At 66.2% G+C, this 23408-nt stretch carries 20 protein-coding genes and 1 pseudogene; 5 read left to right on the plus strand and 16 right to left on the minus strand.

The window, feature by feature from the left end; translation table 11 throughout:
* Positions 1 to 110 precede the first annotated feature (110 nt).
* Entirely contained in the window at positions 111 to 1118 is a 1008-nt protein-coding gene (locus tag ABZS43_RS03225; RefSeq protein ID WP_355034158.1) for a 3-isopropylmalate dehydrogenase, read from the minus strand.
* Between the two features lie 159 nt (positions 1119 to 1277).
* Positions 1278 to 2876 (minus strand): phosphoglycerate dehydrogenase, encoded by a 1599-nt coding sequence (gene serA, locus ABZS43_RS03230; RefSeq protein WP_355034159.1) that lies wholly within the window; start codon positions 2874 to 2876, stop codon positions 1278 to 1280.
* A gap of 906 nt (positions 2877 to 3782) precedes the next feature.
* Here serA and ABZS43_RS03235 point away from each other — a divergent pair.
* A complete protein-coding gene (locus tag ABZS43_RS03235) occupies positions 3783 to 4601 on the plus strand; it encodes a nucleotidyltransferase domain-containing protein (RefSeq protein ID WP_355034160.1) in 819 nt (272 codons plus the stop codon).
* 4 nt (positions 4602 to 4605) lie between these two features.
* Here ABZS43_RS03235 and ABZS43_RS03240 read toward each other — a convergent pair whose 3' ends face one another.
* From ABZS43_RS03240 to ABZS43_RS03270, 7 genes are all read right to left on the minus strand, one after another.
* The gene (locus tag ABZS43_RS03240) at positions 4606 to 4812 is read right to left on the minus strand and encodes a cold shock domain-containing protein (protein WP_355034371.1); all 207 of its coding nucleotides are present in this window, start codon (positions 4810 to 4812) and stop codon (positions 4606 to 4608) included.
* 66 nt (positions 4813 to 4878) lie between these two features.
* Positions 4879 to 5409 (minus strand): helix-turn-helix domain-containing protein, encoded by a 531-nt coding sequence (locus tag ABZS43_RS03245; protein ID WP_355034161.1) that lies wholly within the window; start codon positions 5407 to 5409, stop codon positions 4879 to 4881.
* A gap of 186 nt (positions 5410 to 5595) precedes the next feature.
* On the minus strand, positions 5596 to 5799 hold the full coding sequence (locus ABZS43_RS03250) for a cold-shock protein (protein ID WP_014987157.1): 204 nt from the start codon (positions 5797 to 5799) through the stop codon (positions 5596 to 5598).
* 186 nt (positions 5800 to 5985) lie between these two features.
* On the minus strand, positions 5986 to 7818 hold the full coding sequence (gene iolD / locus ABZS43_RS03255; RefSeq protein WP_355034162.1) for a 3D-(3,5/4)-trihydroxycyclohexane-1,2-dione acylhydrolase (decyclizing): 1833 nt from the start codon (positions 7816 to 7818) through the stop codon (positions 5986 to 5988).
* A 31-nt stretch (positions 7819 to 7849) separates the two neighbouring features.
* On the minus strand, positions 7850 to 8737 hold the full coding sequence (gene iolB, locus ABZS43_RS03260) for a 5-deoxy-glucuronate isomerase (protein WP_355034163.1): 888 nt from the start codon (positions 8735 to 8737) through the stop codon (positions 7850 to 7852).
* A gap of 133 nt (positions 8738 to 8870) precedes the next feature.
* Positions 8871 to 9833 carry a 5-dehydro-2-deoxygluconokinase gene (gene iolC / locus ABZS43_RS03265; protein WP_355034164.1) on the minus strand — a complete coding sequence of 321 codons (963 nt, stop codon included), beginning with the start codon at positions 9831 to 9833 and terminating at the stop codon, positions 8871 to 8873.
* Positions 9833 to 10735, minus strand: coding sequence for a TIM barrel protein (locus ABZS43_RS03270; RefSeq protein WP_355034165.1), 903 nt, complete (start codon positions 10733 to 10735; stop codon positions 9833 to 9835). The genes iolC and ABZS43_RS03270 overlap by 1 nt, the downstream gene beginning before the upstream one ends.
* A gap of 365 nt (positions 10736 to 11100) precedes the next feature.
* Between ABZS43_RS03270 and ABZS43_RS03275 the strand changes: the two genes are divergently transcribed.
* On the plus strand, positions 11101 to 12144 hold the full coding sequence (locus ABZS43_RS03275) for a Gfo/Idh/MocA family oxidoreductase (protein ID WP_355034166.1): 1044 nt from the start codon (positions 11101 to 11103) through the stop codon (positions 12142 to 12144).
* A gap of 33 nt (positions 12145 to 12177) precedes the next feature.
* Here the strand turns inward: ABZS43_RS03275 and ABZS43_RS03280 are convergent, their stop codons facing one another.
* A complete protein-coding gene (locus ABZS43_RS03280; RefSeq protein WP_355034167.1) occupies positions 12178 to 12429 on the minus strand; it encodes a hypothetical protein in 252 nt (83 codons plus the stop codon).
* A 332-nt stretch (positions 12430 to 12761) separates the two neighbouring features.
* Here ABZS43_RS03280 and ABZS43_RS03285 point away from each other — a divergent pair, with 332 nt between their 5' ends.
* Both ABZS43_RS03285 and ABZS43_RS03290 read left to right on the plus strand, forming a co-directional pair.
* Positions 12762 to 13604: a DUF559 domain-containing protein gene (locus tag ABZS43_RS03285; protein WP_355034168.1), complete on the plus strand. Its 843-nt coding sequence runs from the start codon at positions 12762 to 12764 to the stop codon at positions 13602 to 13604.
* Between the two features lie 205 nt (positions 13605 to 13809).
* Complete coding sequence (locus ABZS43_RS03290) at positions 13810 to 14856, plus strand: HNH endonuclease (RefSeq protein ID WP_355034169.1); 1047 nt, start codon at positions 13810 to 13812, stop codon at positions 14854 to 14856.
* An 11-nt stretch (positions 14857 to 14867) separates the two neighbouring features.
* Here ABZS43_RS03290 and ABZS43_RS03295 read toward each other — a convergent pair.
* The 3 genes and pseudogenes from ABZS43_RS03295 to ABZS43_RS03305 all read right to left on the minus strand — a co-directional run bounded on the left by ABZS43_RS03295 (position 14868) and on the right by ABZS43_RS03305 (position 18717).
* Positions 14868 to 16228: pseudogene (locus tag ABZS43_RS03295) on the minus strand (VWA domain-containing protein).
* A 184-nt stretch (positions 16229 to 16412) separates the two neighbouring features.
* On the minus strand, positions 16413 to 17297 hold the full coding sequence (locus ABZS43_RS03300) for a MoxR family ATPase (RefSeq protein ID WP_355034170.1): 885 nt from the start codon (positions 17295 to 17297) through the stop codon (positions 16413 to 16415).
* Between the two features lie 58 nt (positions 17298 to 17355).
* Entirely contained in the window at positions 17356 to 18717 is a 1362-nt protein-coding gene (locus tag ABZS43_RS03305; protein WP_355034171.1) for a DUF2252 domain-containing protein, read from the minus strand.
* 448 nt (positions 18718 to 19165) lie between these two features.
* On the opposite strand from ABZS43_RS03305, the gene ABZS43_RS03310 reads away from it, so the two are divergent.
* On the plus strand, positions 19166 to 19468 hold the full coding sequence (locus ABZS43_RS03310; RefSeq protein ID WP_355034172.1) for a hypothetical protein: 303 nt from the start codon (positions 19166 to 19168) through the stop codon (positions 19466 to 19468).
* Positions 19469 to 19529: 61 nt separating this feature from the next.
* Here the strand turns inward: ABZS43_RS03310 and ilvC are convergent, their stop codons facing one another.
* From ilvC to ABZS43_RS03325, 3 genes are all read right to left on the minus strand, one after another.
* The gene (gene ilvC / locus ABZS43_RS03315) at positions 19530 to 20531 is read right to left on the minus strand and encodes a ketol-acid reductoisomerase (protein WP_355034372.1); all 1002 of its coding nucleotides are present in this window, start codon (positions 20529 to 20531) and stop codon (positions 19530 to 19532) included.
* A 190-nt stretch (positions 20532 to 20721) separates the two neighbouring features.
* A complete protein-coding gene (ilvN, locus tag ABZS43_RS03320) occupies positions 20722 to 21225 on the minus strand; it encodes an acetolactate synthase small subunit (protein ID WP_040708923.1) in 504 nt (167 codons plus the stop codon).
* Positions 21222 to 23156: an acetolactate synthase large subunit gene (locus ABZS43_RS03325; protein WP_355034173.1), complete on the minus strand. Its 1935-nt coding sequence runs from the start codon at positions 23154 to 23156 to the stop codon at positions 21222 to 21224. Before ABZS43_RS03325 ends, ilvN begins: the two co-directional genes overlap by 4 nt.
* Between the last annotated feature and the right edge of the window lie 252 nt (positions 23157 to 23408).

A 23408-nucleotide genomic window follows, 5' to 3' on the forward strand; every position in this document is an offset into this window, starting at 1 on the left:
AAAGCCGTGTGCGTGCACCAGCTTTCACGCATGGCGCATCGAACCGAACCATAAGTCCCGAAATGACAAGGCCCCGCACTCTATTCGAGTGCGGGGCCCGGCGCGTACGGTCAGACCGCGGCGGCGATGCGGTCACCGATCTGCACGGTGGACGCCGCGCCGGTACGCGAGGCGAGATCCTTGGCGACGGCCGCCTCGATGCGGGCGGCGGAGTCCACGTCACCGAGGTGGTTGAGCAACAGTGAGACCGAGAGGATCGCGGCGGTCGGATCGGCCTTGGACTGGCCCGCGATATCGGGGGCGCTGCCGTGCACCGGCTCGAACATGCTCGGATTGACGCCTGAGGCATCGATATTGCCGCTGGCCGCCAGGCCGATACCTCCGCTGACGGCGGCGGCGAGGTCGGTGATGATATCGCCGAAGAGGTTGTCGGTGACGATCACGTCGAAACGGCCGGGGTCGTTGACCATGTGAATGGTCGCGGCGTCGACGTGCAGGTAGGCGGTCTGCACGTCGGGGAATTCGGTGGCGACCTCGTTCACGGTCCGCAGCCACAGCGACCCGGCGAAGGTGAGCACATTGTTCTTGTGGACCAGTGTCAGATGCTTGCGCCGGGTCTGCGCCTTGGCGAAGGCGTAGCGCACCACACGCTCGATGCCGAAGCGAGTGTTCGTGCTGACCTCGGTCGCGACCTCGTGCGGGGTTTCGACGCGGATCGCGCCGCCGGTGCCGGTGTACGGGCCCTCGGTCCCCTCGCGCACCACGACGAAGTCGATATCGGGATCGCCCGCCAGCGGACTGGTGACGCCCGGGTAGAGCTTCGACGGCCGCAGGTTGACGTGGTGGTCCAACGCGAAACGGGTGCGCAGCAGCAGCCCGCGTTCCAGCACACCGCTCGGCACCGACGGATCACCGATCGCCCCGAGCAGGATGGCGTCGTGCTGCTTCAGCTCCGGCAGCACCCAATCGGGCAGGATCTCGCCGGTCGCGTGGTAGCGCTTGGCCCCCAGGTCGTACTGCGTCTTCTCGACGCCCGGCACGACGACATCGAGTACCTTCAGCGCCTCGGCGATGACCTCGACACCGATTCCGTCACCCGGGATGACAGCAAGCTTCATGACAACAGTGCTCCGTTCAGTTCTGCCGACCGTGGCCCGCGCACGATCGCGGCGAATGGTGTGCCCGCCCGGTGTACCCGCGGCTATCGGGCGGGCGCGAACAGCGGACGCCGCGCGTTGCCGACACACGCGCGGCGTAGGTTCGGTTCGCCCGGAGGATCAGAACAGATCGACCTGGACGACTTTCGCCGCGCCGACGGATTCGGCGATCGACGCCTGGACCTCGGCCGGAACCTCGCGGTTGACGCGCAGGATGACGGTGGCGCCTTCCTTGTCGACGTCCTGGCTCAGCTGCGCGGCGAGGATGTCGACCTCCGCCTCGCCCAGTTTGGTGCCGATCTTGCCGAGCGCGCCCGGCTTGTCCTCGTAGTTCAGGACCGCCAGGTTCAGGCCCTCGGCGCGCATGTCGTAGCTGCGGCCGTTGATATTGACGATCTTCTGCACCTGCTGCGGCTCGGTCAGCGTGCCCGCCACATTGAGGGTGCGGCCGTCGCCGAAGACGGCGCGCAGGTCGACGACGCTGCGGTGGCTCGGGCTCTCCGGCACCGTGGTGACCTGCGCGGTGATACCGCGGTCCTTGGCCAGCGCCGGCGCGTTGACGAAGGTGACCTGATCCTCGACCAGCGCCGAGAAGACGCCGCGCAGCGCCGAGAGTTCGAGCACCGCGACTTCCTGGGCGGCCAGTTCGCCGCGCACCTGCACCTCGACCGAGACCGGCAGTTCGTCCGACAGCGCGCCGAGCAGCGCGCCCTGCTTGCGCACGATATCCAGCCAGGGCGCGACATCGTCGGTCACCGTGCCGCCGGTGACGTTCACCGCGCCCGGCACGAATTCACCGGCCAGCGCCAACAGCACCGACTTGGCGACATCGGTGCCCGCGCGGTCCTGGGCCTCGGAGGTGGAGGCACCCAGATGCGGGGTCACCACGACCTGGGGCAGGTCGAACAGCGGGCTGTCGGTGCACGGTTCGGTGTCGAAGACATCGAGTCCGGCGGCGCGCACGTGGCCGGACTTGATCGCCTCGGCGAGGGCGTCCTCATCGACCAGACCGCCGCGGGCGGCATTGACGATGATCACGCCGGGCTTGGTCTTGGCGATCGCTTCCTTGCCGATGATCCCCTTGGTTTCCGGGGTCTTCGGCAGGTGGACCGAGATCAGGTCGGCGCGCTCGAGCAGTTCGTCCAGGCTCAGCAGTTCGATGCCGAGCTGGGCCGCGCGCGCCGGGGATACGTAGGGGTCGTAGGCGACGATCTTGGTTTCGAAGGCGGCCAGGCGCGCGGCGAAGAGCTGGCCGATGCGGCCGAGGCCGACCACGCCAACGGTCTTGTCGAAGATCTCGACGCCGTTGAACTTGCTGCGGGCCCAGGTGCGCTCGCGCAGGGTCGCGTCGGCGGCGGGAATCTGGCGCGCGGCGGCGAGCAGCAGGGTGACCGCGTGCTCGGCGGCGGTGTGGATATTCGAGGTGGGCGCGTTCACGACCATGACACCGCGTTCGGTGGCGGCCGGGACATCGACGTTGTCGAGGCCGACGCCAGCGCGGGCGACGATCTTCAGGTTCTTCCCTGCCTCGAGCACCTCGGCGTCGACGGTGGTCGCGGAGCGCACGAGCAGCGCGTCGGCCTCCGGGACCGCGGCCAGCAGTGCCGGGCGGTCGGGGCCGTCGACCCAGCGAACCTCGACACCGTCACCGAGCGCGTCGACGGTCGACTGGGCGAGCTTGTCGGCGATCAGAACTACAGGACGGCCTGCTTGGCTCACTGTGGGGTACTCCTGGGGAAAGGGGTCGGCAATTACCGCGGACCAGCTTAGTCCGCACGATTTCGGGGGCCATTACCCCCCGGTATGCACCCGCCGTCAGTACCCGTGATCCACGACCCCACCGCGGCGGAAGGCCCCGCACCGCAGGGTGCGAGGCCTTCACACGGTGGTCGTGCCGATCACGCGGCACCCACCCGGTCGAAGTCGACCGGTCAGCGAGCTCAGGCGCCGAAGGAACCCGTCCACAGGGTGTTGAGAAGACCGGTCAGCGCGGCGCTCGCGGTGCTGACGATGCCGTTCAGTGCGGCGGAACCGGTGTCGATGATAACGGGGATCATATGAATTCCTCTTCGTCGATAAATACCCAGTCCGAAACTGGCTGACACAGGGCACATCGGCGGTGCGACTAATCGGGTTACGCAATCGAGATGATTAGTGACGCGGAACACATTTATTCGATCCGAATGGTCGGAGCCAACGAAATCAGGGGCTTGCGATCAGCGAAACACGCACTGACCAGGGAAGATTCGCCTAACAATCGACCATGCACGTCCTTCCGGAAATCTCTGGAAGAAATATTTCGATCTCATGAAAATCCGAGGTAGGCACGGCTTTCAGCATCGAATAATCGACAGACCGGACACCTCTATGCCATTACATCTGATGCCCCCGATATTCGGGGCATCCCCGCCGTGATCCGTTGGTGATACACGTATCGGAAACGATGATCGGCCATCGAGGCGACATGTGCGTCCCACCCTGTCGCACGTCGGCGGCAATGCCCGCACTGTCGACCTCCCGGCCGCCGCCCCGCGCCGCCGCGAGCAGCACCACCACCGCCCGACACCGCCTCCCGACCGCCGAAAACAAGCTGCGCACAGGGGAATCGACCCCTAGCATCGGGCCATGGCACTGCGCGCGATACCCGATTCCATGGACCCGACCGTTGTCGGCGCCATCGATGCCGAGCTGGATCGGGTCGAGCTCGAACATCGGGTGTCGGTGCGCTTCGCCATCGAAAGCGGAAGCCGCGCTTGGGGCTTCCCCTCCCCCGATTCCGACTACGACTGCCGCTTCGTCTACGTCGCGAGTCTGGACGGTTATCTGACCCCGTGGCGCGGACGCGACGTCATCGAGACTCCGCTGGTCGGCCTGCTCGACGTCAACGGCTGGGATCTCGCCAAGGCGCTGCGGCTGCTGGTGGGCGGTAACGCCGTGCTCATCGAGTGGCTGATGTCACCGATCATGTATCGGGGTGACGAACGGTTCCGGGATGACCTGCGCGACTTGGCCGACCGTGTCGCCGATCGGAACAAGGTGGCGCGGCACTACCTGCATCTGGGCCGCAAGCAGTGGGAGTTGGCCGAACACCACCGTTCGCTGAAGAAGGTGTTCTACTCGCTGCGCCCGGCCATGGCGCTGCGCTGGCTGCGCGAACATCCCGGCGCCGCCGTCGCGCCCATGCATCTGCCCACGCTGCTCGAGGAGTGCGCGCTCGCGGATGACTTCGTCACGGCCGTCGCGGAATTGACCGAACTCAAGTCCCGCACAAGGGAAATGGGCAGCGGCGCGGTGCCCGCGCCGATCGCGGCCTTCATCGCGGACGAATTGGACCGTGCCGCAGACGCTTTCCCCCGGACACCCGACCCGGATACCGATCGCGCCAAGGCTCTGACGGCCGAATTCTTCCGCACCGAGGCGCTGGCCGCTGTCGCGGCGCGATAACCGGTCAGTCCACGACCCGGACGCTGACGGCCTCCGGTCCTGCTTTCACCAGTCGCATCTCGAACTGCACTCGCTGCCCGGCGGTCAGCGCGCGAAATCCTGAGCCCTGTAGCTCGAGGTAATCCACGAATACATCCGGACCGTCGCCGTCTTGGGCGATGAACCCGAAACCCTTCTCGGTGTCGAACCACTTCACCGTGCCGTGGACCATGGTGTGCGTTTCCTCCATACTCGGCCGCGACCGCCCGCTGCGGACGTGCCCGATGAATCAATGGTGTCACGTGCGGGAATGGCCCGTGCGCCCGGTGGTCGTACCGACCTCGGCGACCGCGGCCGCGTACGCGCGAGCGAGCCGGTCGGTGGCGGTGGGCTTTTCGGGATCGGGGCGCGGAATCCCGAGATGCGACTCACGCAATTCGTCCATGAATTCATCCCACAGCTCGGGACCGCCCTCCTCGAGCAGTTCGGCGCGCACCCGCAACTGCTTGGTGGTCGGGCGATGCCGCAGTCCCCACGCGCCGAGCTGGGCCATGATCGGGACGAGTTGGATGGCGGGTTCGGTAAGCCGATATTCGGCCTTCTTGCCGCGTCCCGCCTCCTCCCTACTGAGCAGTCCGGCCGCGACGAGGCGTTTGAGCCGGTCGGCGAGGATATTGGTGGCGATGCCCTCTTCGGAACCCGATTGGATCTCCCTGAAGTGCCGCCGATCGCCGAACATCACGTCCCGCAGCACGAGCAGGGTCCACCGATCGCCGATCACCTCGATGGTCGCGTTGATCGGGCAGCCCGAGCGTCCCTCGTCACGCATGGCGCGCCTCCGTTCCGCATCACCGCTGCTTGCAATATACAACTGGACGCGCGCTCCCTGCGCATCACGTACGTGACGTTCGGCAGGATCGCCTGAATCCCTTGGGAAAATGGCGACGGCCCCCGCACCTGTTCGGTGCGGGGGCCGTCGAAGCTTGGTCGCGATCAGAGAACGCGGCCGTCGCGATCAGAGGACGCGGACGTCCTGGGCCTGCGGGCCTTTCTGCCCCTGGCCGATCTCGAACTCCACACGCTGACCCTCATCGAGGGAGCGGAAGCCGGAGCCGCTGACAGCCGAGTAATGCACGAAGACGTCGGGGCCTCCGCCGTCCTGAGCGATGAAGCCGAAGCCCTTCTCGCTGTTGAACCACTTCACAATGCCTTGAGCCATTTCATACTTTCTGTTGACGAGCCAGATTCTGACAATCGGAATGCCCTGGTCTCGTATATCAACGATGCCATGATCCGATGAATTCCTCCACCTACGGAGCCCCCTACTGTGAGCTATCCCTCGCCGGATGGTGGAATGTGCGTGCCATCTCCTAAATGGGGTACTCCCCAACGAATCGGTCCGCGATCATCGACCGCGCAGGTAGCGCAGCTGCTCCCGCTTACCCTCCCGATATCCGGCGTCACCGGAAAGGTGTTGCGGCACACCGACTTCCCACCATGCGCCGGATTCGGTCCACGCGCGCGGATCGGTCGACACGACGACCACCGCCGGTCGCGATACGGCGGCGGCGCGTGCGCGCGCGTACGCGTCGCGGAACTCGCCGATTCCGGACGCGGTGAAAACCGAGCAGCCGAGAGCCCTGGCATGTCCGGCGAAATCCACTCGCGGCGGTGAGGCGTGATCGGTGCGGCAGTTCGCGTAGAAATTGTTGAACGGGATGCCGCCTTGTCCCTCCTGCAAACGGGCTATCACCGCGTAACCGTCGTTATCGCAGACCACCGCGACAAAGGGGTGGCCCGCGAACGCGGCGGAGAATAGTTCGGAATTCGACATCAGGTAGGAGCCGTCGCCGAGCAGGGTCGTCACCACCCCCTCCTCGCGCGCCATGGCGGCGCCCCACGCACCGGCCAGTTCGTATCCCATGCAGGAGAAGCCGTATTCGACGTCCATCGACGGCGAACCACCTGCGGCCCGCCAGCCGCCGATCAGTTCGCCTGGCAGCCCACCCGAGGCGGTCATGACGTAGTCCTTCGGCTCACTGAGCTCATTGACGATGCCCACCACCTGGGCGTATGTCGGCACATTCGTGGTCGGCGCGCGCCACTCGTCGATCCGGGCGTCCCAGGCCGTGCGCAGTTGGGCCGCGCGCGACGTCCAATCCCGGTCGGCTCGCCACCCCGACAGCGCCAGCTCCGGCAGGGTCGCCGCGGCGTCACCCACCACGGCGAGAGCACCGTGTTTCACCGCGTCGAAGCGAGCGGTATTGACGGTGACCACCCGCACCGCGGGGGCGAATATCGACCAGGACGCGGTGGTGAAATCCTGGAGCCGGGTGCCGACGGCCAGCACCACATCCGCCTCGGCGGCGAGGATATTCGCCGATTCCGAACCGGTGACGCCGAGCGGGCCCGCGTAGAGCGGGTGGTCGTGCGCGACCAGCGTGCGTCCGGCGGTCGTCTCGGTGATCGGAATACCGTGCCGCTGCGCGACGGTGATCGCGGTGGACGCCGCCCCCGAATATCGCACGCCACCGCCGAGAACCAGCAGCGGCCGTCGCGCCGCCCGCAGCACCGCCGACGCGGCTTCCAGTTCGCGAATATCGGCGCGCGGACGCGGAATTCGGTGCACAACCGGCTCGAAAAGCGCATCGGGATAGTCGAAGGTCTCGGCCTGCACATCCTGCGGCAAGGCCAGGGTGACCGGGCCCGTTTCCGAGGGATCGGTGAGCACCCTGACCACCTGCGGCAGGGTCGCGAGCAATTGTTCGGGCCGGGTGATTCGGTCGAAATAGCGGCTCACCGCACGGAACGCGTCGTTCGCGGTGGCCGTCGCGTCGCCGAAACGCTCGATCTGTTGCAGCACCGGGTCCGGGGCGCGGCTGGTGAAGGTGTCCCCCGGAAGCAGCAGCAGCGGAAGACGATTGGCGTGCGCGACACCCGCCGCGGTCACCATGTTCAATGCGCCGGGACCGATGGACGAGGTCACCACACCCACCTGTCTGCGCTGGGCGGCCTTCGCGTAGCCGACCGCGGCCAGCGCCATGCCCTGCTCGGAATGACCGCGCCATACCGGGATTTCGGCGGCGCGTTCCTGCAACGCGGTGCCGAGTCCGAGGACATTGCCATGACCGAAGATCGCGAAAACGGCGGGGAACAGCGGCACTTCGCGACCGTCGAGCGTTTCCGAACGCTGAGCGACGAGCCAGGCGACCAGGGCCCGAGCGGTGGTCAGTTCCATGCGAATCGTCCTCGATGATCGGTGCGCACCCTCATCCGCACCTGCCCCGATGGTCGGTGACCGGGCAGCGCGGGTCGGCGGACTCGTCACGCCAGCGCTCGCGGATCCAGGTGTGCGCGGGGTCGTCGCAGAACGCCATCGAGCGTTGCGCGGCGGGGCCCGCGAGCACGTTGAGGTAGTACATCGGATAGCCGGGGGACGCGACGCACGGTCCGTGGTATCCGCGCGGGACGAGGAAGACGTCACCGTCGCGGACCGCGACGTTCTCCTCCAGTGCGCCATCAGCGGTATAGGTCCGGTGCAGGCCGAAACCTTCACGCGACGGGGTGATTCCGTCGCGGCCCGCGATGCGGAAGTAGTAGATCTCCTCGTTGACGACCTCGCAATCGCTACGCTCGTCGTGTTTGTGCGGCGGGTAGGAGGACCAGTTGCCGTCCGGGGTGATGAGTTCGCAGGCGTTCAGTTTGTCGGCGTGGTCCCAGACCCCGGGGACGCCGAAATTGGTGACCTGGCGGGTCGCCCGTCCCGCACCGCGCACCTCCACCGGAACAGCTTCGGCGGGACCATATTTCGGTGTGAGTCTGCGTCCGCAGCGCGCCATCGGAAGCGCGGCTTCCAGGCCGTGCGCGCTGAACAGTTCGACCTCGGCGTCGCGGGGGACGTACGCGAAATCCGTCACTCGCGTGAAAACCGAATCCCGGCCGCGCAATTCGAATGTCAGTCCGTCGACACGCACCGTGCCCGATCCGGCCAACGGCACGACGAATGCCTCGGATGCGCCGGTGCTCAATCTCCTGGTCGTGCCTGCGGGCACCCGCACCACACGCAGCCCCGCGTAGGACCATCCGGCGTCGATGGGGGTGAGCGATACCGGGTCCGAGCCGTCCGCCAGGGTTCCCGAGGGGCGATGCAGCGTCATGGAACACCGCCGTCGTCGGCCGCGGCGGGGCCGCGTAGAGCTGTTCTCTCGGCCACTGTCTCGCCATATACGCGCATCGATATCGAGCGCGACCTGCGATAGGTCGGCCTCTGCGTTCGGAACCCCCGCGATGTCATCGACACAGCAACTCCTCGATCTCGGCGGCGTTCGGCATGGCGTCGGCACAGGCCAGCCGTGATGCCACCAACGCGCCCGCCGCATTGGCGTACGTGGCGATGCGATGCGGCTCCCAGCCCGCCAACAGCCCGTGTGCGAGTGCGCCGCCGAAGCCGTCACCGGCACCGAGCCCGCACACCACCTCGACCGAACACGGCGGCACCGTCCAGCGTTCGCCTTCGGTGGCGACGAGCACGCCGTCGGCCCCGCGTTTGACCAGTACCAGCCGCACACCGCGAGCCAGTAGCCGATCGGCGGCGTCGTCGGGGTCCTCGGTGCCGACCGCCACCCGCATCTCGGTGCGGTTGCCGACAACGACGTTCACGTGGCCGAGCATTCCGCCGATCTCGCGCGCCGCGGTGTCCTCATCGGGCCAGAACATCGGCCGATAGTCCAGGTCGAGCACGGTATGCCCGCGGCGAGGCCGCCGGTCCAGTATCGCCCGCTGGGTGCCCCGGCCGGGTTCCGCGCTCACCCCGGTCCCGGTGACCCAGAGCAGCGGCACCGAATCCACTACGTCCCAAGGCACTTCACCCGGGGTCAGCGTGAGATCGGGGGCGATAGGCGCGCGATAGAACAGCAGTGGCGGGTCCTCGGGCGGAGTGAGTTCGCAGAAGACCACCGGCGTCAGCAGATCCGGCGCGGTCCCCACATACCGCGCGGTGACACCGAAACCTTCCAGGGCGGTGCGCACATATTCGCCGAAACCGTCGGGGCCCACCTTGGTGAGGACACCGCTGCGGCGGCCGAGTCGGGCGGCGGCGACCGCCACGTTGGTCGCCGTGCCGCCGAGGGATTTCGCGAAGGTGTCGACCTCGGCGAGGGGCACGCCGCTCTGCTGCGGGTAGAGATCGACACCTACCCGGCCGACGGTCAACACCTCGAGGTCGGCAGCTCCGCGCCCGTCGTCGTTCCCCATCAGATCCGCATCGGTTTCGCGGCGGCTCCGATTTCCACGAGGTATCGGAGGCTGCGTGCCGCATCCCGGCTCGGCGATTCGGCCGACCCACCGGCGAGCAACGCGGTGTCCTGCTCGATGACGTACCAGCCCCGATAGCCGACCGCACGCATCTCGCGCACCAATGCGGCGATATCGATATCGCCCGCGCCGAGGGGCGCGTACAGACCGTTCCGCACCGCCTCGCTGTATTCCATTCGGCCCGCGCGGATTTCGTGTAGCACCCGCGCGCGGACGTCCTTGAGATGAATATGGCCGATGCGGTCGGGATGCAGACGTGCGAGGCGAACCGGATCGGTGCCGCCGATCAGCAGATGTCCGGTATCCAGGCAGAGATCCAGATCGGCGTCGGCGAGGAAACGCTCCACCTCGTCTTCGGTTTCGATATGAGTGCCGACATGCGGGTGCAGCACAGCGCGCATCCCGTATTCGGCGGCGAGATCGCCGACCGCCGACGCTGTCGTGATCAAGGTCCGCCATTCGGGGCCGGTGAGCGCGGGCCGGACGTCGTAACCGCCGAGTCCGGTCGCAGCCGCGAGCACGAGCACCTGCCCACCCGCGCCCGCGAACCGCGCGAGAGTCGACCGCGCGGCGTCGACCGCGCGCTCCGGTTCGCGGTGCAGCACCGTCGCGAGGAATCCGCCGACCATCGCCATGCCGTATTCATCGAGCAGATCGCCCAGCGCGATCGGATCACACGGCAGGTAGCCCGGCGGGCCGCATTCGGTCGCGGTGATGCCGAGCGCGGCCATCTCGGCGAGAACGATTCGCGGATCCAGCGCCCGCCCCCACCCGGGGACCTCGCATACTCCCCAGGAAATCGGTGCGCCCGCGATCCGCATCGGGTAGAGAAGTTCAGCCATCCAGGCTCTCCGACCTTCGACATGACGGTGGCACTTCACGCAGTGGAGCGCTCCAACTATGTAACGCGGGCCATATCATGTCAAGGATGCCACCACACGACTATCACCCCATCTACCTGCATAAATGACCAGAATCGGACACGAGGCCGACCGTCCGTCACGGACGACACCACCGATCGGAGCGCTCTATTGCTCGACACGTTCGCTCGCACGACCACCGGTTTCGACCTCGACCGGACAGCCGGCGTCGAAGCAGGAACCCACCCGGTCGGCCACCGACCACCGCCGCCTCCCTCCGGCTGATCCGCTCCACCGAATCACCCCGGCGGACAACGGCAACCACCCCACCAGCAGGAGGAAAGTCGATGACATCCGAACGCACCGTCACCGTCGGACTGGCAGGCACCGGGCGCATCGGCACCGCACACGCCAAAACCCTCAGAATTCTCCCGCAAGTCGACCGCGTACTTGTCACCGATATCGACAGTGCCCGCGCCCGTGACACCGCCGCCACACTCGGCGTCGAAGTCGTCCCCGATATCGTAACCCTCCTCGCCTCCGACCTCACCGGCCTCGTCATAGCCACCGCCACCGACTCCCACCCCGAACTGATCACCCGTGCCGTAGACCGCGGTATCCCCGTATTCTGCGAAAAACCGGTGGCCGCCGACCTCGCGGGAACCATGGCCGTACTCGAGCATCTCGAAAACTCCACCGTCCCCGTACAAATCGGCTTCCAACGCCGCTTCGACCCCGGCTACAACGCCGCCCGCGCCGCCGTCGGTTCCGGCGAACTGGGCCGACTCCACACCCTCCGCGCCACCACCCTCGATCCGGCGCCCCCGGCCGCCGCCTACATCCCCCACTCCGGCGGAATCTTCCGCGATTGCGGCATCCACGACTTCGATATCATCCGATGGGTCACCGGACGCGAGATCATCGAGGTCTACGCCCGGGGCGCGAACCGCGGCGATCGCGTCTTCACCGACGCGGGCGACGTGGACACCGCCGCCGCCATCCTGACCCTCGACGACGACACCCTCGCCACCGTGTCACTATCCCGCTACAACGGCGCGGGCTACGACGTCCGCCTGGAAGTGCTCGGCTCCCGAGCCAACGCTGTCGTCGGCCTCGACAACCGCGCACCCCTGCGCTCCGTGGAACCCGGCCACCCCACTTTCGCGCGACCTGTCTACGCGGGCTTCATGGAACGGTTCCGGTGGGCGTATACGGAGGAACTCACCGCGTTCGTCGCGCTGGCGACCGGGGAGATCGAGAACCCCTGCCCGCCGGGCGAAGCGCTCGAAGCGTTCTATGTGGCCGAAGCGTGCGAGTTGTCGCGGGTTGAGCGGCGTCCGGTAGCAGTCGCGGAAGTCCGACACAAAAATACTGTGGGCCAGTCCCGCTGAATACCGCCTGCTTTCGACGGTGGTCCGCACGCCTCAGTCGTAGTCGGACGGCCAGAAGATCGTCGCCACGACGAACGCGAGCGCCAGACCGACGTACACGGCACTCATCGGCGCACCCCGCCGACCGCCGACCGGCGACCAACGAGCGAACGACGCACGCGGCGCGAGGCATTCGACATCGGCGAACGCCATCACCCGATCCGACGTCACCACGTCCGCGTGCGTCGAGGACAACACCAGCACCTCGGCCCCCGATGCCACGACCTGTTCGACCAGACCCGGCACCGAACCGTCTGTGCACGCCAGTCGAGGCGCTGAACCCTTCTACGTCGCCGAAGCGTGCGTACTCTCGCACGTGGAACGCCGCCCTGTCGGAGTCGCCGAATTCGCCACTGACGCTCGCGCTCGTTGGCGTCACATCTCATGACCGGAGCGGCGGGCGGCTGGGTGTCCGGTCTACACGGACATGCTCCGACCGAATTCGCGGGTTTCCGGCATCATGCACGAAGAATGTCCGCCCAGACCGGGTTCTCCACACCCCCGCATCTATCCCCAAGCCCACCATTCCCCGAGGCCAGACCCCAATCTCACCGTTAGCCCCCCGGCATGCTGCACCAATGACCTACCGCATCCACACCCGGGCAGAGCTGCTGGCCGAAGGGCTGGCCGCCACAACCATCGATGATCGGTGCCGTCGAGGCGTCTACACCCGACTACTGCCCCGCACATACTGCCTCGGCGCACCGATCGGATTGGCACGCGGTGCTGCGGTAGTCGCATGGATTCCGAGCGCCCGACTGAGCCATCGCACGGCCGCATGGCTACACGGCATGCTGCCGGAACCCGTTGTGTTCGAGGCGACCGTTCCCCCGCCTATACATCGGAGCGCGCCGAAGTGGCTCAAGCTGTATCGACGCGCCCTCCCCGCGAACGCGATGGACGAGATACTCGGCCTTCCTACCACGACCCCCGCGCGGACACTGCTGGACTGTACGGCTGTCATGTCAGAGACAGAGGCCGGTGCGATCATCGACAGTCATCTGCGCCGCACGGTTGCCGAAGACGAAGTCCGAGCACTTTGTGACTCAGGGCAACTCGGCGCACCGGCGCTACGCAGACAACTCAGAGAAGCGGCGCTGTATTCCGCATCCGAACCGGAACGCCTGTTGGCCCGCGCTCTCGCAAGACGTCACCTACTCCTGCGCCCCAACCATCCTGTCGGCCGGTATATCTGCGACTTCGTCGATGAACGCTCCCGAACGATCGTGGAAATCGATGGCCGCGAGTTCCACAGCGCCCCGGAAACCTTCCGCAACGACCGCCGACGCCAGAATCGGCTGGTCCTCGACGGGTGGATGGTGCTCCGCTATGCGGCAGCCGACGTGTTCACCGCAGTTGACGCCTGCGCGGACGAGGTGGTCGCGGTGGTGCGACGTCGCCGCCGTTCGAGGCCGGCCTGAGCGGACATTCTCGGCCACATTCGACAGAAATCTGCGGGCGGGCGCTGAGATCGACCGATGTGACCGGAACGGATTCCCACAGTACACCCGACTGGCACTCGCCGGATCGGCACACGGGCACCTCTGTCCACTCCCGACCGCTGCCGTCCGACGACGATCAACATCGAGCGAATGAACATGGCACACTCCACTTGTGGAACTCGGGGTGGAGCAAGACCTTCGGCAGCGCATCTTCGAGCGACTGGAGCAAGAAGTCGCCGAAAAGGGATCGCTGACGCGCGAGGAGCTGACCCACTTTCACGTCGACGGACATACGTACCGCTTGATCGACCGCAATAAGGGGATCTGGAATCCACAAGGATTTGCAGCGACGCTGTCCATCCTGTCCAAGCCGGACAGTCCATACGCGGACATGGCTGTCGGAGAGTCCCTCTATGCATACGACTACCGCGCCGGGAACGTCAACGGAGACAACACAAAGCTGCGACGCGCATTCGAACTCGAGCTTCCAGTCATCCTGCTTCGTTGGATCAGCATCGGCTCGGCCATCCGCTACGTTCCAGTTTTCCCCGTATTCGTTGTCGCCGACAACAGGGATCAGGAGCAGTTCATCCTCGCACTGGACCAGAGTCTTCGTTCGGTCTCCGATCCCTCGCATTTGAAGCCGATCGAGCGCGTGTATGCCCAGAGAGTTCAGAAACAGCGATTACACCAACCCGAATTTCGTGGGCGCGTGCTGCTCGCCTACCGGAATCGCTGCACGGTATGTTATTTGGGCCATGCGCAACTTCTCGACGCAGCCCATATCATCTCGGACGGAAAGCCCCACGGCACCGCCGAAGTTGCCAATGGCCTGAGTATGTGCAAGATCCACCATGCGGCCTACGACGCGAACCTCCTCGGAATTTCGCCCGCCTACCAGGTTCACATCGGTGCACTACTCATGGAAGATCACGGTACGAGTCCGACACTCCAACACGCCCTGCAGGGTATCGATAGCCAAGAACTGAACTTGCCGCACCGAAAAGCCGACCGGCCTTCTCGTGAGCGTTTGGCAGAGCGGTTTTCCGCGTTCCAGTCCGGGGCTTCACCAGTTCACTCGCAGCGCATCGGCACGATCGATATCGCTCGGCCAGCTATGCCCCTCGAGGTTTCGCGATCACTCGCCAGTCGGCGGACCGACACCGTCGCGACAACTGCCGATGCAACCGGGACGACCCAGGAACTGCCACCGGGGCACACACGTCAGTGACCCGAGGAATGTCACACCGGAAGTAAGCGGGTGACCACTCGGGTGAGTTGCTCGACATTGCGGCATTCGTGCATGGTGACGTGCTCGGCGTACACCGCCGCGGCAGAGTCTCCGGTGGCCCATGACCGGGCGGGTTCGGGATTGAGCCAATAGGTGAATTTCGCCCGGTCGCACATCAGTTGCAGCGCGTCGATATTCGGATCGGTGCGGTTGGTGCGCGCGTCACCGAGTATCAGCAGGGAGGTGCGGGGGCCGAGGACGTCGAGGTAGTTGTCGGTGAAGGTGCGAAAGGCTTCGCCGTAATTGCTGCTGCCGAAGCGAGAGACGTTGGTCTCGCGGATGATTCGGGCGGCGATGCCGGGGGTGGGTGGCGTGCCGGGGGTGAAGTAGGGGGTGATCTCGTCGCAGGTGTCGACAAAACCGAAGCTGCGGACTCGGGAGAACTGGTCTTGGAGGGCTTGGACGAGGTGGAGGGTGAATTCGGCGAAGCGGTGACGGAGCCGGAGAGGTCGGCGAGGATCACCAGGTCGGGGCGGCCGTGTTTACGTGATCGGAGGACGGGGTCGATGGGGACGCCTCCGGTGGCCATCGATCGGCGCAGGGTGCGGCGCATATCGATGTGGCCGCGTACCGCTTTCCTGCGGCGAGCGGCGAGGCGGGTGGCGAGTTTGCGCGCCAACGGGGTGACGAGTCGGCGCATTTCGGCGAGGTCCTGTTCGCGCGCGCCGAGGAAGTCGACGCGGTCGGTGGCGGCTTCGACGCCGCGGCGAGCGATGTAGTCGGTGCCGCGTAGTTGCCCCGCGCGCAGCATGGCCTCGGTGCGGACGGCGGCGCGGAACGCGTCGACGCGGCGTCGCGCTTCGATGGTATGGACGGCGGTGTCGAGTCGGCTCGTGCCGCCCATGGTTTCGGCGATGCGGTCGACGAGTTCCTCTGGTCGCAGGGTTTTCATCGTCTGGTACGAGGACCAGCCCATGCCGGAGCCTGTGCTGACGGGGCTCGGATTCTGTCCGGCTCCGGCGCCGCCGTAACCGCCGAGCATGGTGAGGGTCCGGCGGGCCAATTCTGTTGTGGCGGTGCTGTCGTCGCGGGCCAATACCGAGACCATATGCTCGCGCATGGCCTCCAGCGATTCGAGTTCGTGCGTTTCGATCTCGCCTATACCGAGGAAGTAGAGGTCGAAGAGTTGGTCGAAGACGGCGCGTTGTCCGTTGCGGCGCAGCAGGGTTGCGGCTAGGCCGGAGCGGAGGCGGTTCGTGTCGGTCAGGCCGAGGGCGAGGATCGCTTCGGCAGCGTCGATGGTTTCGCTCGGGCCCGCGGTGATGCCGTATTCGCGGAGTATGCCCACGAAATCGACGAGACGGTCGGTCATCGACGTGTTGTCGATATCTCGGTCAGGACGGCGCGGAGGCGCGGTCACCGGGCGCACCGGTGAGGTGCGGCGGGTGATGCCGGGGGCGGTACGAGGAGGATCTGCTCGCCCGACGGTGGGCGCGAGGTCGACCACTCCCGGTGCGGCCTGGCATCGGAGACGGGCCGGTCCCTTGTCGCGGACGTCATCGGGCACCGTCCCGGTCCGGCGCGTCGAGCGACAGGTGTTCGATCGCGACGCGGTGATCCGACTGATATTTGAGAAGCACCCCGAGCGTCGATCGAACCACGCTGGTGGTGAGATTCCGTGCGCCCAACGTCACCAGAGTTCGTGCCCAATCCACGGTTTCGGCGATGGACGGCGCTTTCCGCAGCGATAACTGACGCAGTGCGCCCACGACCTCGACCGCGGCCGACGCGGTGGCGGAGTCCAGTTCGGGAACCTTCAGCCGAACGATCGCGCGTTCCAATTCCGCTGTCGGATAGTCGATATGGAGATACAGGCAGCGTCGCTTCAATGCCTCGGAGAGGTCGCGGTTGGCGTTGGAGGTCAGCACGACGAAAGGCTTCCGCACAGCACTGATGGTGCCGAGTTCCGGGATGCTGACCTGGAAGTCGCCGAGCACCTCCAGCAGCAGACCTTCCAGCTCGACATCGGCCTTGTCGAGTTCGTCGATGAGCAGCACGGTCGGGTCCGGGTTGCGGATGGCGGCGAGCAGGGGTCGCTGGAGCAGGAACTCTTCGGTGAAGACGTGGTCGCGGGTGCTGTCCCAACCCTCGTTCTCGGTGGCGGTGATGCGCAATAGCTGTTTGGCGTGATTCCACTCGTAGAGGGCGCGGGCTTCATCGATGCCCTCGTAACACTGCAGCCGCACCATCTCGGCATCTGTCGCGGTCGCCACCGCGCGGGCCAATTCGGTTTTGCCGACGCCTGCCGGTCCCTCGATCAACAGGGGTTTGCCAAGATGGTCGGCGAGGAAGACGGCGGTGGCGATATCGGTGGAGGGCAGGTAGCCCGCAGTGGTGAGCCGCCGGATCACCTCATCGACCGAATCAAAGAACTTACTCATCGGTAACCAGTGTAGATCCGGACGGTCGGAGGCCGAACGCACCCACCGACGCGCGGGTTCAGGATTCCGAAGCCGCCTTCACTCGCCCCGACTCGATCGCCGCGACCAATGTCCGATGATCTTCCACCGTCTGATCCGCGTACGCCATCGCGAACTCCGCCATGGCCCGGTCGAATGCGTCACCGCCGCCCAGATACGCCGCGATCGCGACTCGATCCCCCGATCGGGCGTGGGCGCGGGCCAGCGTATGGCCGCACAGGGTCGCGTACTTGGCCAGCGCACCCGGCGACAGATTCTCCAGCACCGCCGAACCTTTCATATCGCGCAACTGCCGCCAGTAGAAGTAGCGCCCGTTGGGGCCGGTGGCCCAGCCGAGGAAGATATCGCTCGCGGCTTGCATGAGGCGCTGACCGTGCACGACCCGGTGCCCCTGGTGCTTGAATTTGCTCGCGGTGAGATGCGGTGTGAGCACCGAGGTTTCGGCTTCCTTCACCTGCAGGAACAGGGGGCTGCCGGTGTCGCGATCGGCCATCAGGCCGATGAAGCAGCGGGTGCCGACGCTGCCGACGCCGACCACTTTGAGGGCGAAGTCGACCAGTTCATGGCGGTCGAGCAGTATCCGGCGTTCCTCCGGCAGGGTTTTCCGATAGGCGGCGAAGACCTCCGAGAGGTCGACCGCCAGCAATTTTTCGATCGGCACCAGCAGCGGCGGCTTGTATTTGATGCGGGGATTGCCGTCCTCGCCCGGCTCGGTGAGTTTGGAGAAGGCGTGCAGGCTGGTGTTGGCGCGTGCCGCGTTCAGCGCCTTCTCGACTCCCTTGCGCCGTTTGGGTTTGCGGACCAACTCGGCGACGGTATCGGCGTTGACCTGCATGTACCACACCGACATCCCGTCCAGCCCGGCCAGCCGAAGCATATGTTCGCGGTAGCCGCGCGCGGCATCGAGCACGGCGCTCTCGGCCCGTGCGTCGCTGTATTCGTTACCGCGTGCGGCGACCGCGACACTGGCGGCGAGGCGTTTGACATCCCATTCGAAGGGGCCGGGCAGGGTTTCGTCGAAATCGTTGAGATCGAAGACGAGGGCGCGTTCCGGTGAGGCGAAGAGGCCGAAATTGGACAGATGGGCGTCGCCGCACAGTTGCACGGTCAATCCGGTATTCGGCGTGGCGGCGAGATCGGCCGCCATGATGGCGGGACCGCCGCGCAGGAACGGAAATGGCGCCGCGGCCATCCGCGCGTATCGGATCGGCACCAGCTCGGGGAGTCTGGTCTTCGCCTGGCGTTCCAGGATGATAACCGGATCTGTGCGGGTGGGCGAGGAATGCCATCGGCCGAGGACCGAACGCGGCACCAGCTTGCGAGCCGCGCGACCCGCTTCGGCCCCTGAACGCCCGTTCGATACGCCGAGTACGTCCGTCATTTCCACAGTCTTGCTCTATGAATGCGGCAGAGCAAGGGTCTGCCCCCGCAGCGGCGTGTCCGGGTCAACTCTTCCGTTACCGCCGGATCGGCGAGTTCGCCGAATAGTTGCCAATTGACGGCACGGCATCCGACACGACTCGAACCAGCTTCACCGACGCGAACTGCGCCGCGCCACTACGGATTGCGAATACTCGGGTAGAACCCCGCGGCAGACTCGGGGGGTCGCCGGACCGTGCTCATCCCAAAGTATGAAAAGTTTCTCGTCATGATGTCGTCACTAGTGAATTTTCAATCCGAGTACGGCACAGTGTGATCGTGCGGTGGCCGCTACGTCGGCGGATCGGTCGAGGCTCTTGCCCATCGATCCCGACCTGCGCCACCCCGCGGGCGCCTCGCCGCGAAGGTCGGCGACGTGCCGAATGTCGAGAAGTTCGAAAGGATTCACGTTGTTCACGACGAGAAAGTCCAGCACCTCCCGCCGCCTGCTGGCCGGAGCCGCCATCGCGGGCGCGCTCGCCGCGGTTCCCGTCACCGTCGCGGCCGGTCCGGCCTCGGCCGACCACGGCCCGGCGGTGGCCGAGGTCGAACATGACAGGAAGGGCTGCCACCACGGCGATCCGTGGGACAACTTCTGGGACGACCTGCGGCACCAGCCGTGGGACGGCCTGTTCGACGGCTGCGATCCGTGGGATCACCACGGTCCGGGTCACCACCCGCATCACCCTCACGGGCTGTTCGGCAGCAGCTAGTCCCCGAACGCGGATGGCCCGCTCCGGATCGGAGCGGGCCATCTCGCTATGACGCCGTGACTCAGGCGGTCTCGGTGATCGGGCGGTCCACCCAGCTCATCAGGTTGCGCAGCTTGGCGCCGGTGACCTCGATCGGGTGCTCGGCGTTCTGCTTGCGCAGCGCCTCGAGCTCCTTGTTGCCACCCTCGACATTGGCGACCAGGCGCTTGACGAAGGTGCCGTCCTGGATGTCCTTGAGGATGTCCTGCATCCGCTTCTTGGTGTCGGCGTCGATGACACGCGGGCCCGAGATGTAGCCGCCGAATTCGGCGGTGTCGGACACCGAGTAGTTCATGCGCGCGATGCCGCCCTCGTACATGAGGTCGACGATCAGCTTCAGCTCGTGCAGCACCTCGAAGTAGGCCATCTCCGGCGCGTAACCGGCCTCGACCATGACCTCGAAACCGGTCTTGACCAGTTCCTCGGTGCCGCCGCACAGCACGGCCTGCTCACCGAACAGGTCGGTTTCGGTCTCTTCCTTGAAGGTGGTCTTGATGACGCCCGCGCGGGTGCCGCCGATGCCCTTGGCATAGGACAGCGCCAGCGCCTGCCCCTCGCCCTTGGGGTCCTGATCGATCGCGATCAGGGCGGGAACGCCCTTGCCGTCGACGAACTGACGACGCACCAGGTGGCCAGGGCCCTTCGGCGCGACCATGCCGATGGTGACCTCGGCGGGCGGCTTGATCAGGCCGAAGTGAATGTTGAGGCCGTGGCCGAAGAACAGCGCGTCGCCGTCCTTCAGGTTCGGCTCGATGTCGTTGGTGAAGATGGACGCCTGCGCGGTGTCGGGCGCCAGCACCATGATCAGGTCGGCCCACTCCGAAACCTCGGCGGGGGTGCCGACGGTGAGACCGGCCTCTTCGGCCTTCGGGCGCGACTTCGAACCCTCGGCGAGGCCGACGCGGACCTCGACGCCCGAATCGCGCAGGCTCAGCGAGTGCGCGTGGCCCTGGCTGCCGTAGCCGATGACAGCGACCTTGCGGCCCTGGATGATCGACAGGTCGGCGTCGTCGTCGTAGAACATCTCGACTGCCACTGTGTGGTTCCTTCCGGATCAACCCCGCCCGAGGCGGGGCACACCACGCTGCTGCGCGGTGCATAGTTGTCAAATTCCTACAGATCAAAATCAGATCCCCGCGATGGCGGGGAAGCGCAGTGCGCCGACCGTCGATCGCAGCAAGACTAGCCGCTGGCCGCGACCGACGGATCAGGCACTAGCGCGTCGCCGTGATGGACTTCGGCCCGCGACCGACGGCGACGACGCCGGACTGCACGATCTCGCGAATGCCATACGGTTCGAGCATGCGCAGCAATGCGTCGAGTTTGGACCGGGTTCCGGTCGCCTCGACGGTGAGCGCGTCCGGGGACACATCGATGACCTTCGCCCGGAAAAGCGTCACGGCCTCGATGACCTGGGTCCGCACACTGGCGTCGGCGCGCACCTTCACCAGGATCAGTTCGCGGGCCACCGAGGCGTCGGCGTCCTGTTCCACGATCTTGATGACGTTCACCAGCTTGTTGAGCTGCTTGGTGACCTGCTCGAGGGGCAGATCGTCGACGGTCACCACGATGGTCATGCGGGAGATCTCGGGGAGTTCGGTCCCGCCGACCGCCAGTGACTCGATATTGAAACCGCGCCGCGAGAACAAGCTCGCGACCCTCGCCAGCACGCCCGGCTTGTCCTCGACGAGAACGCTCAGGGTGTGGGTCGTACTCATTCGCTCACCTGGTTCTTCTCGTGCTCGGCCTGCCCGTGGGTCAGGGCCTCATGGATGACGGCGGGCTCCGCGGACTGCTCGTCCTCGTCGAACAGGGGACGGATTCCGCGCGCGGCCATGATCTCGTCGTTGCCGGTGCCCGCGGCGACCATCGGCCACACCTGGGCGTCCTTGCCGACGATGAAGTCGATCACCACGGGGCGGTCGTTGATGGACTGCGCCTCGCGGATCGCGGCCTCCACGTCCTCCTCCTTCTCCACCCGGATGCCGTAGCAGCCGAGCGCTTCGGCGAGTTTCACGAAGTCCGGGATGCGCAGGGTGTGCGTTCCGAGGTCGGTGTTGGAGTAACGCTCCTGGTAGAACAGGGTCTGCCACTGGCGAACCATGCCCAGGTTGCCGTTGTTGATCAGCGCGACCTTGATCGGCACGCCCTCGACGGCACAGGTGGCCAGTTCCTGGTTGGTCATCTGGAAGCAGCCGTCGCCGTCGACCGCCCAGACTTCCTTGTCCGGCGCGCCCATCTTGGCGCCCATGGCGGCCGGGACGGCGTAGCCCATGGTGCCGAGACCACCCGAATTCAGCCAGGTGCGCGGCTTCTCGTACTTGATGAACTGCGCGGCCCACATCTGGTGCTGGCCGACGCCCGCACAGTAGATGGCGTCGGGTCCGGCGAGCCTGCCCAGCGCGTCGATGACGTACTCCGGCGACAGCGAACCGTCGCTGGGAGCGGTCCAGCCGAGCGGATAGCTCTTGCGGACGCCGTCCAGGTACTGCCACCAGGCGGCCAGATCCAATTTCGGCGGCCCCGCCGGATCGGATTTGAGCGTCTCGATCAACTCGACGATCACCTCGCGGCAGTCGCCGACGATCGGCACGTCCGCGTGCCGGTTCTTCCCGATTTCCGCGGGGTCGATATCGGCGTGGATGACCTTGGCGCCGGGCGCGAAGGAATCCAGCTGACCGGTGACCCTGTCGTCGAAACGCGCGCCGAGGGTGATCAGCAGATCCGACTTCTGCAGCGCGGCGACCGCGCCGACGGTGCCGTGCATACCGGGCATGCCCATGTTCAGGTCGTGGCTGTCCGGGAAGGCTCCGCGGGCCATCAGCGTGGTGACCACGGGGATTCCGGTCAGCTCGGCCAGTTCGAGCAACTCCGGCGAGGCGTCGGCCTTGATCACGCCGCCGCCGACGTAGAGCACCGGCTGCTTGGCCTCCAAGATCATCCTGGCGGCTTCGCGCACCTGCTTGCCGTGCGGTTTGGTGACCGGACGGTAGCCGGGCAGCCGCATCTCCGGCGGCCAGGTGAACGTGGTCTGCGCCTGCAGCACGTCCTTGGGGATGTCGACGAGCACCGCGCCGGGGCGACCGGTGGCGGCCAGGTAGAACGCCTCCGCGATGATGCGCGGGATGTCGATGCCGTCGGTGATGAGGAAGTTGTGCTTGGTGATCGGCATGGTGATGCCGGAGATATCGGCTTCCTGGAACGCGTCGGTGCCGATCAGGCTACGACCGACCTGGCCGGTGATCGCAACGATCGGGACCGAGTCCATCTGCGCGTCCGCGATGGGAGTGACCAGATTGGTCGCGCCGGGGCCCGAGGTTGCCATGCACACGCCGACCTTGCCGGTGGCCTGGGCGTAACCGGTGGCCGCGTGGCCAGCGCCCTGCTCGTGTCGCACCAGCACGTGGCGCACCTTGGTCGAGTCGAAGAGCGGGTCGTACACCGGGAGAATCGCGCCGCCGGGAATGCCGAATACGGTGTCGACGCCGAGCTCCTCGAGCGCACGGACTACGGATTTCGCGCCGGTGACCCGCTCGGGCGGGACCTGGCGGCGGTTCGCCGCTGTCGTGGCCGCGGACGCGGCTTGCTGATTCGCCGAAGGCGCCGGCCTGCGGGCCGAGGGCCCTGGCCGTGCGGTTGGTGCACTCACCGTCTTCGTTCCTAACTGTTCGTACTCGACCCCGGACAACACTGCTGTTCAATTCGATATGACCGGACATCCCTCCCGACGGCCACGTTCGACACTTTCGCCCGAACACAAAAAAGCCCCCGTCAGCGCATGGCTGATCGAGGGTGGCGCGTCGCGACGCGAGCTGACGTATTCGACTCAGGTAGTCAGGCTCAACGCTGGACGCGCCGGCCGAGTACGAGCAACTCGTGTGGATTCACGCGCATGACGTTA

The organism is Nocardia sp. NPDC005366, assembly GCF_040606855.1.
Taxonomy (GTDB): domain Bacteria; phylum Actinomycetota; class Actinomycetes; order Mycobacteriales; family Mycobacteriaceae; genus Nocardia.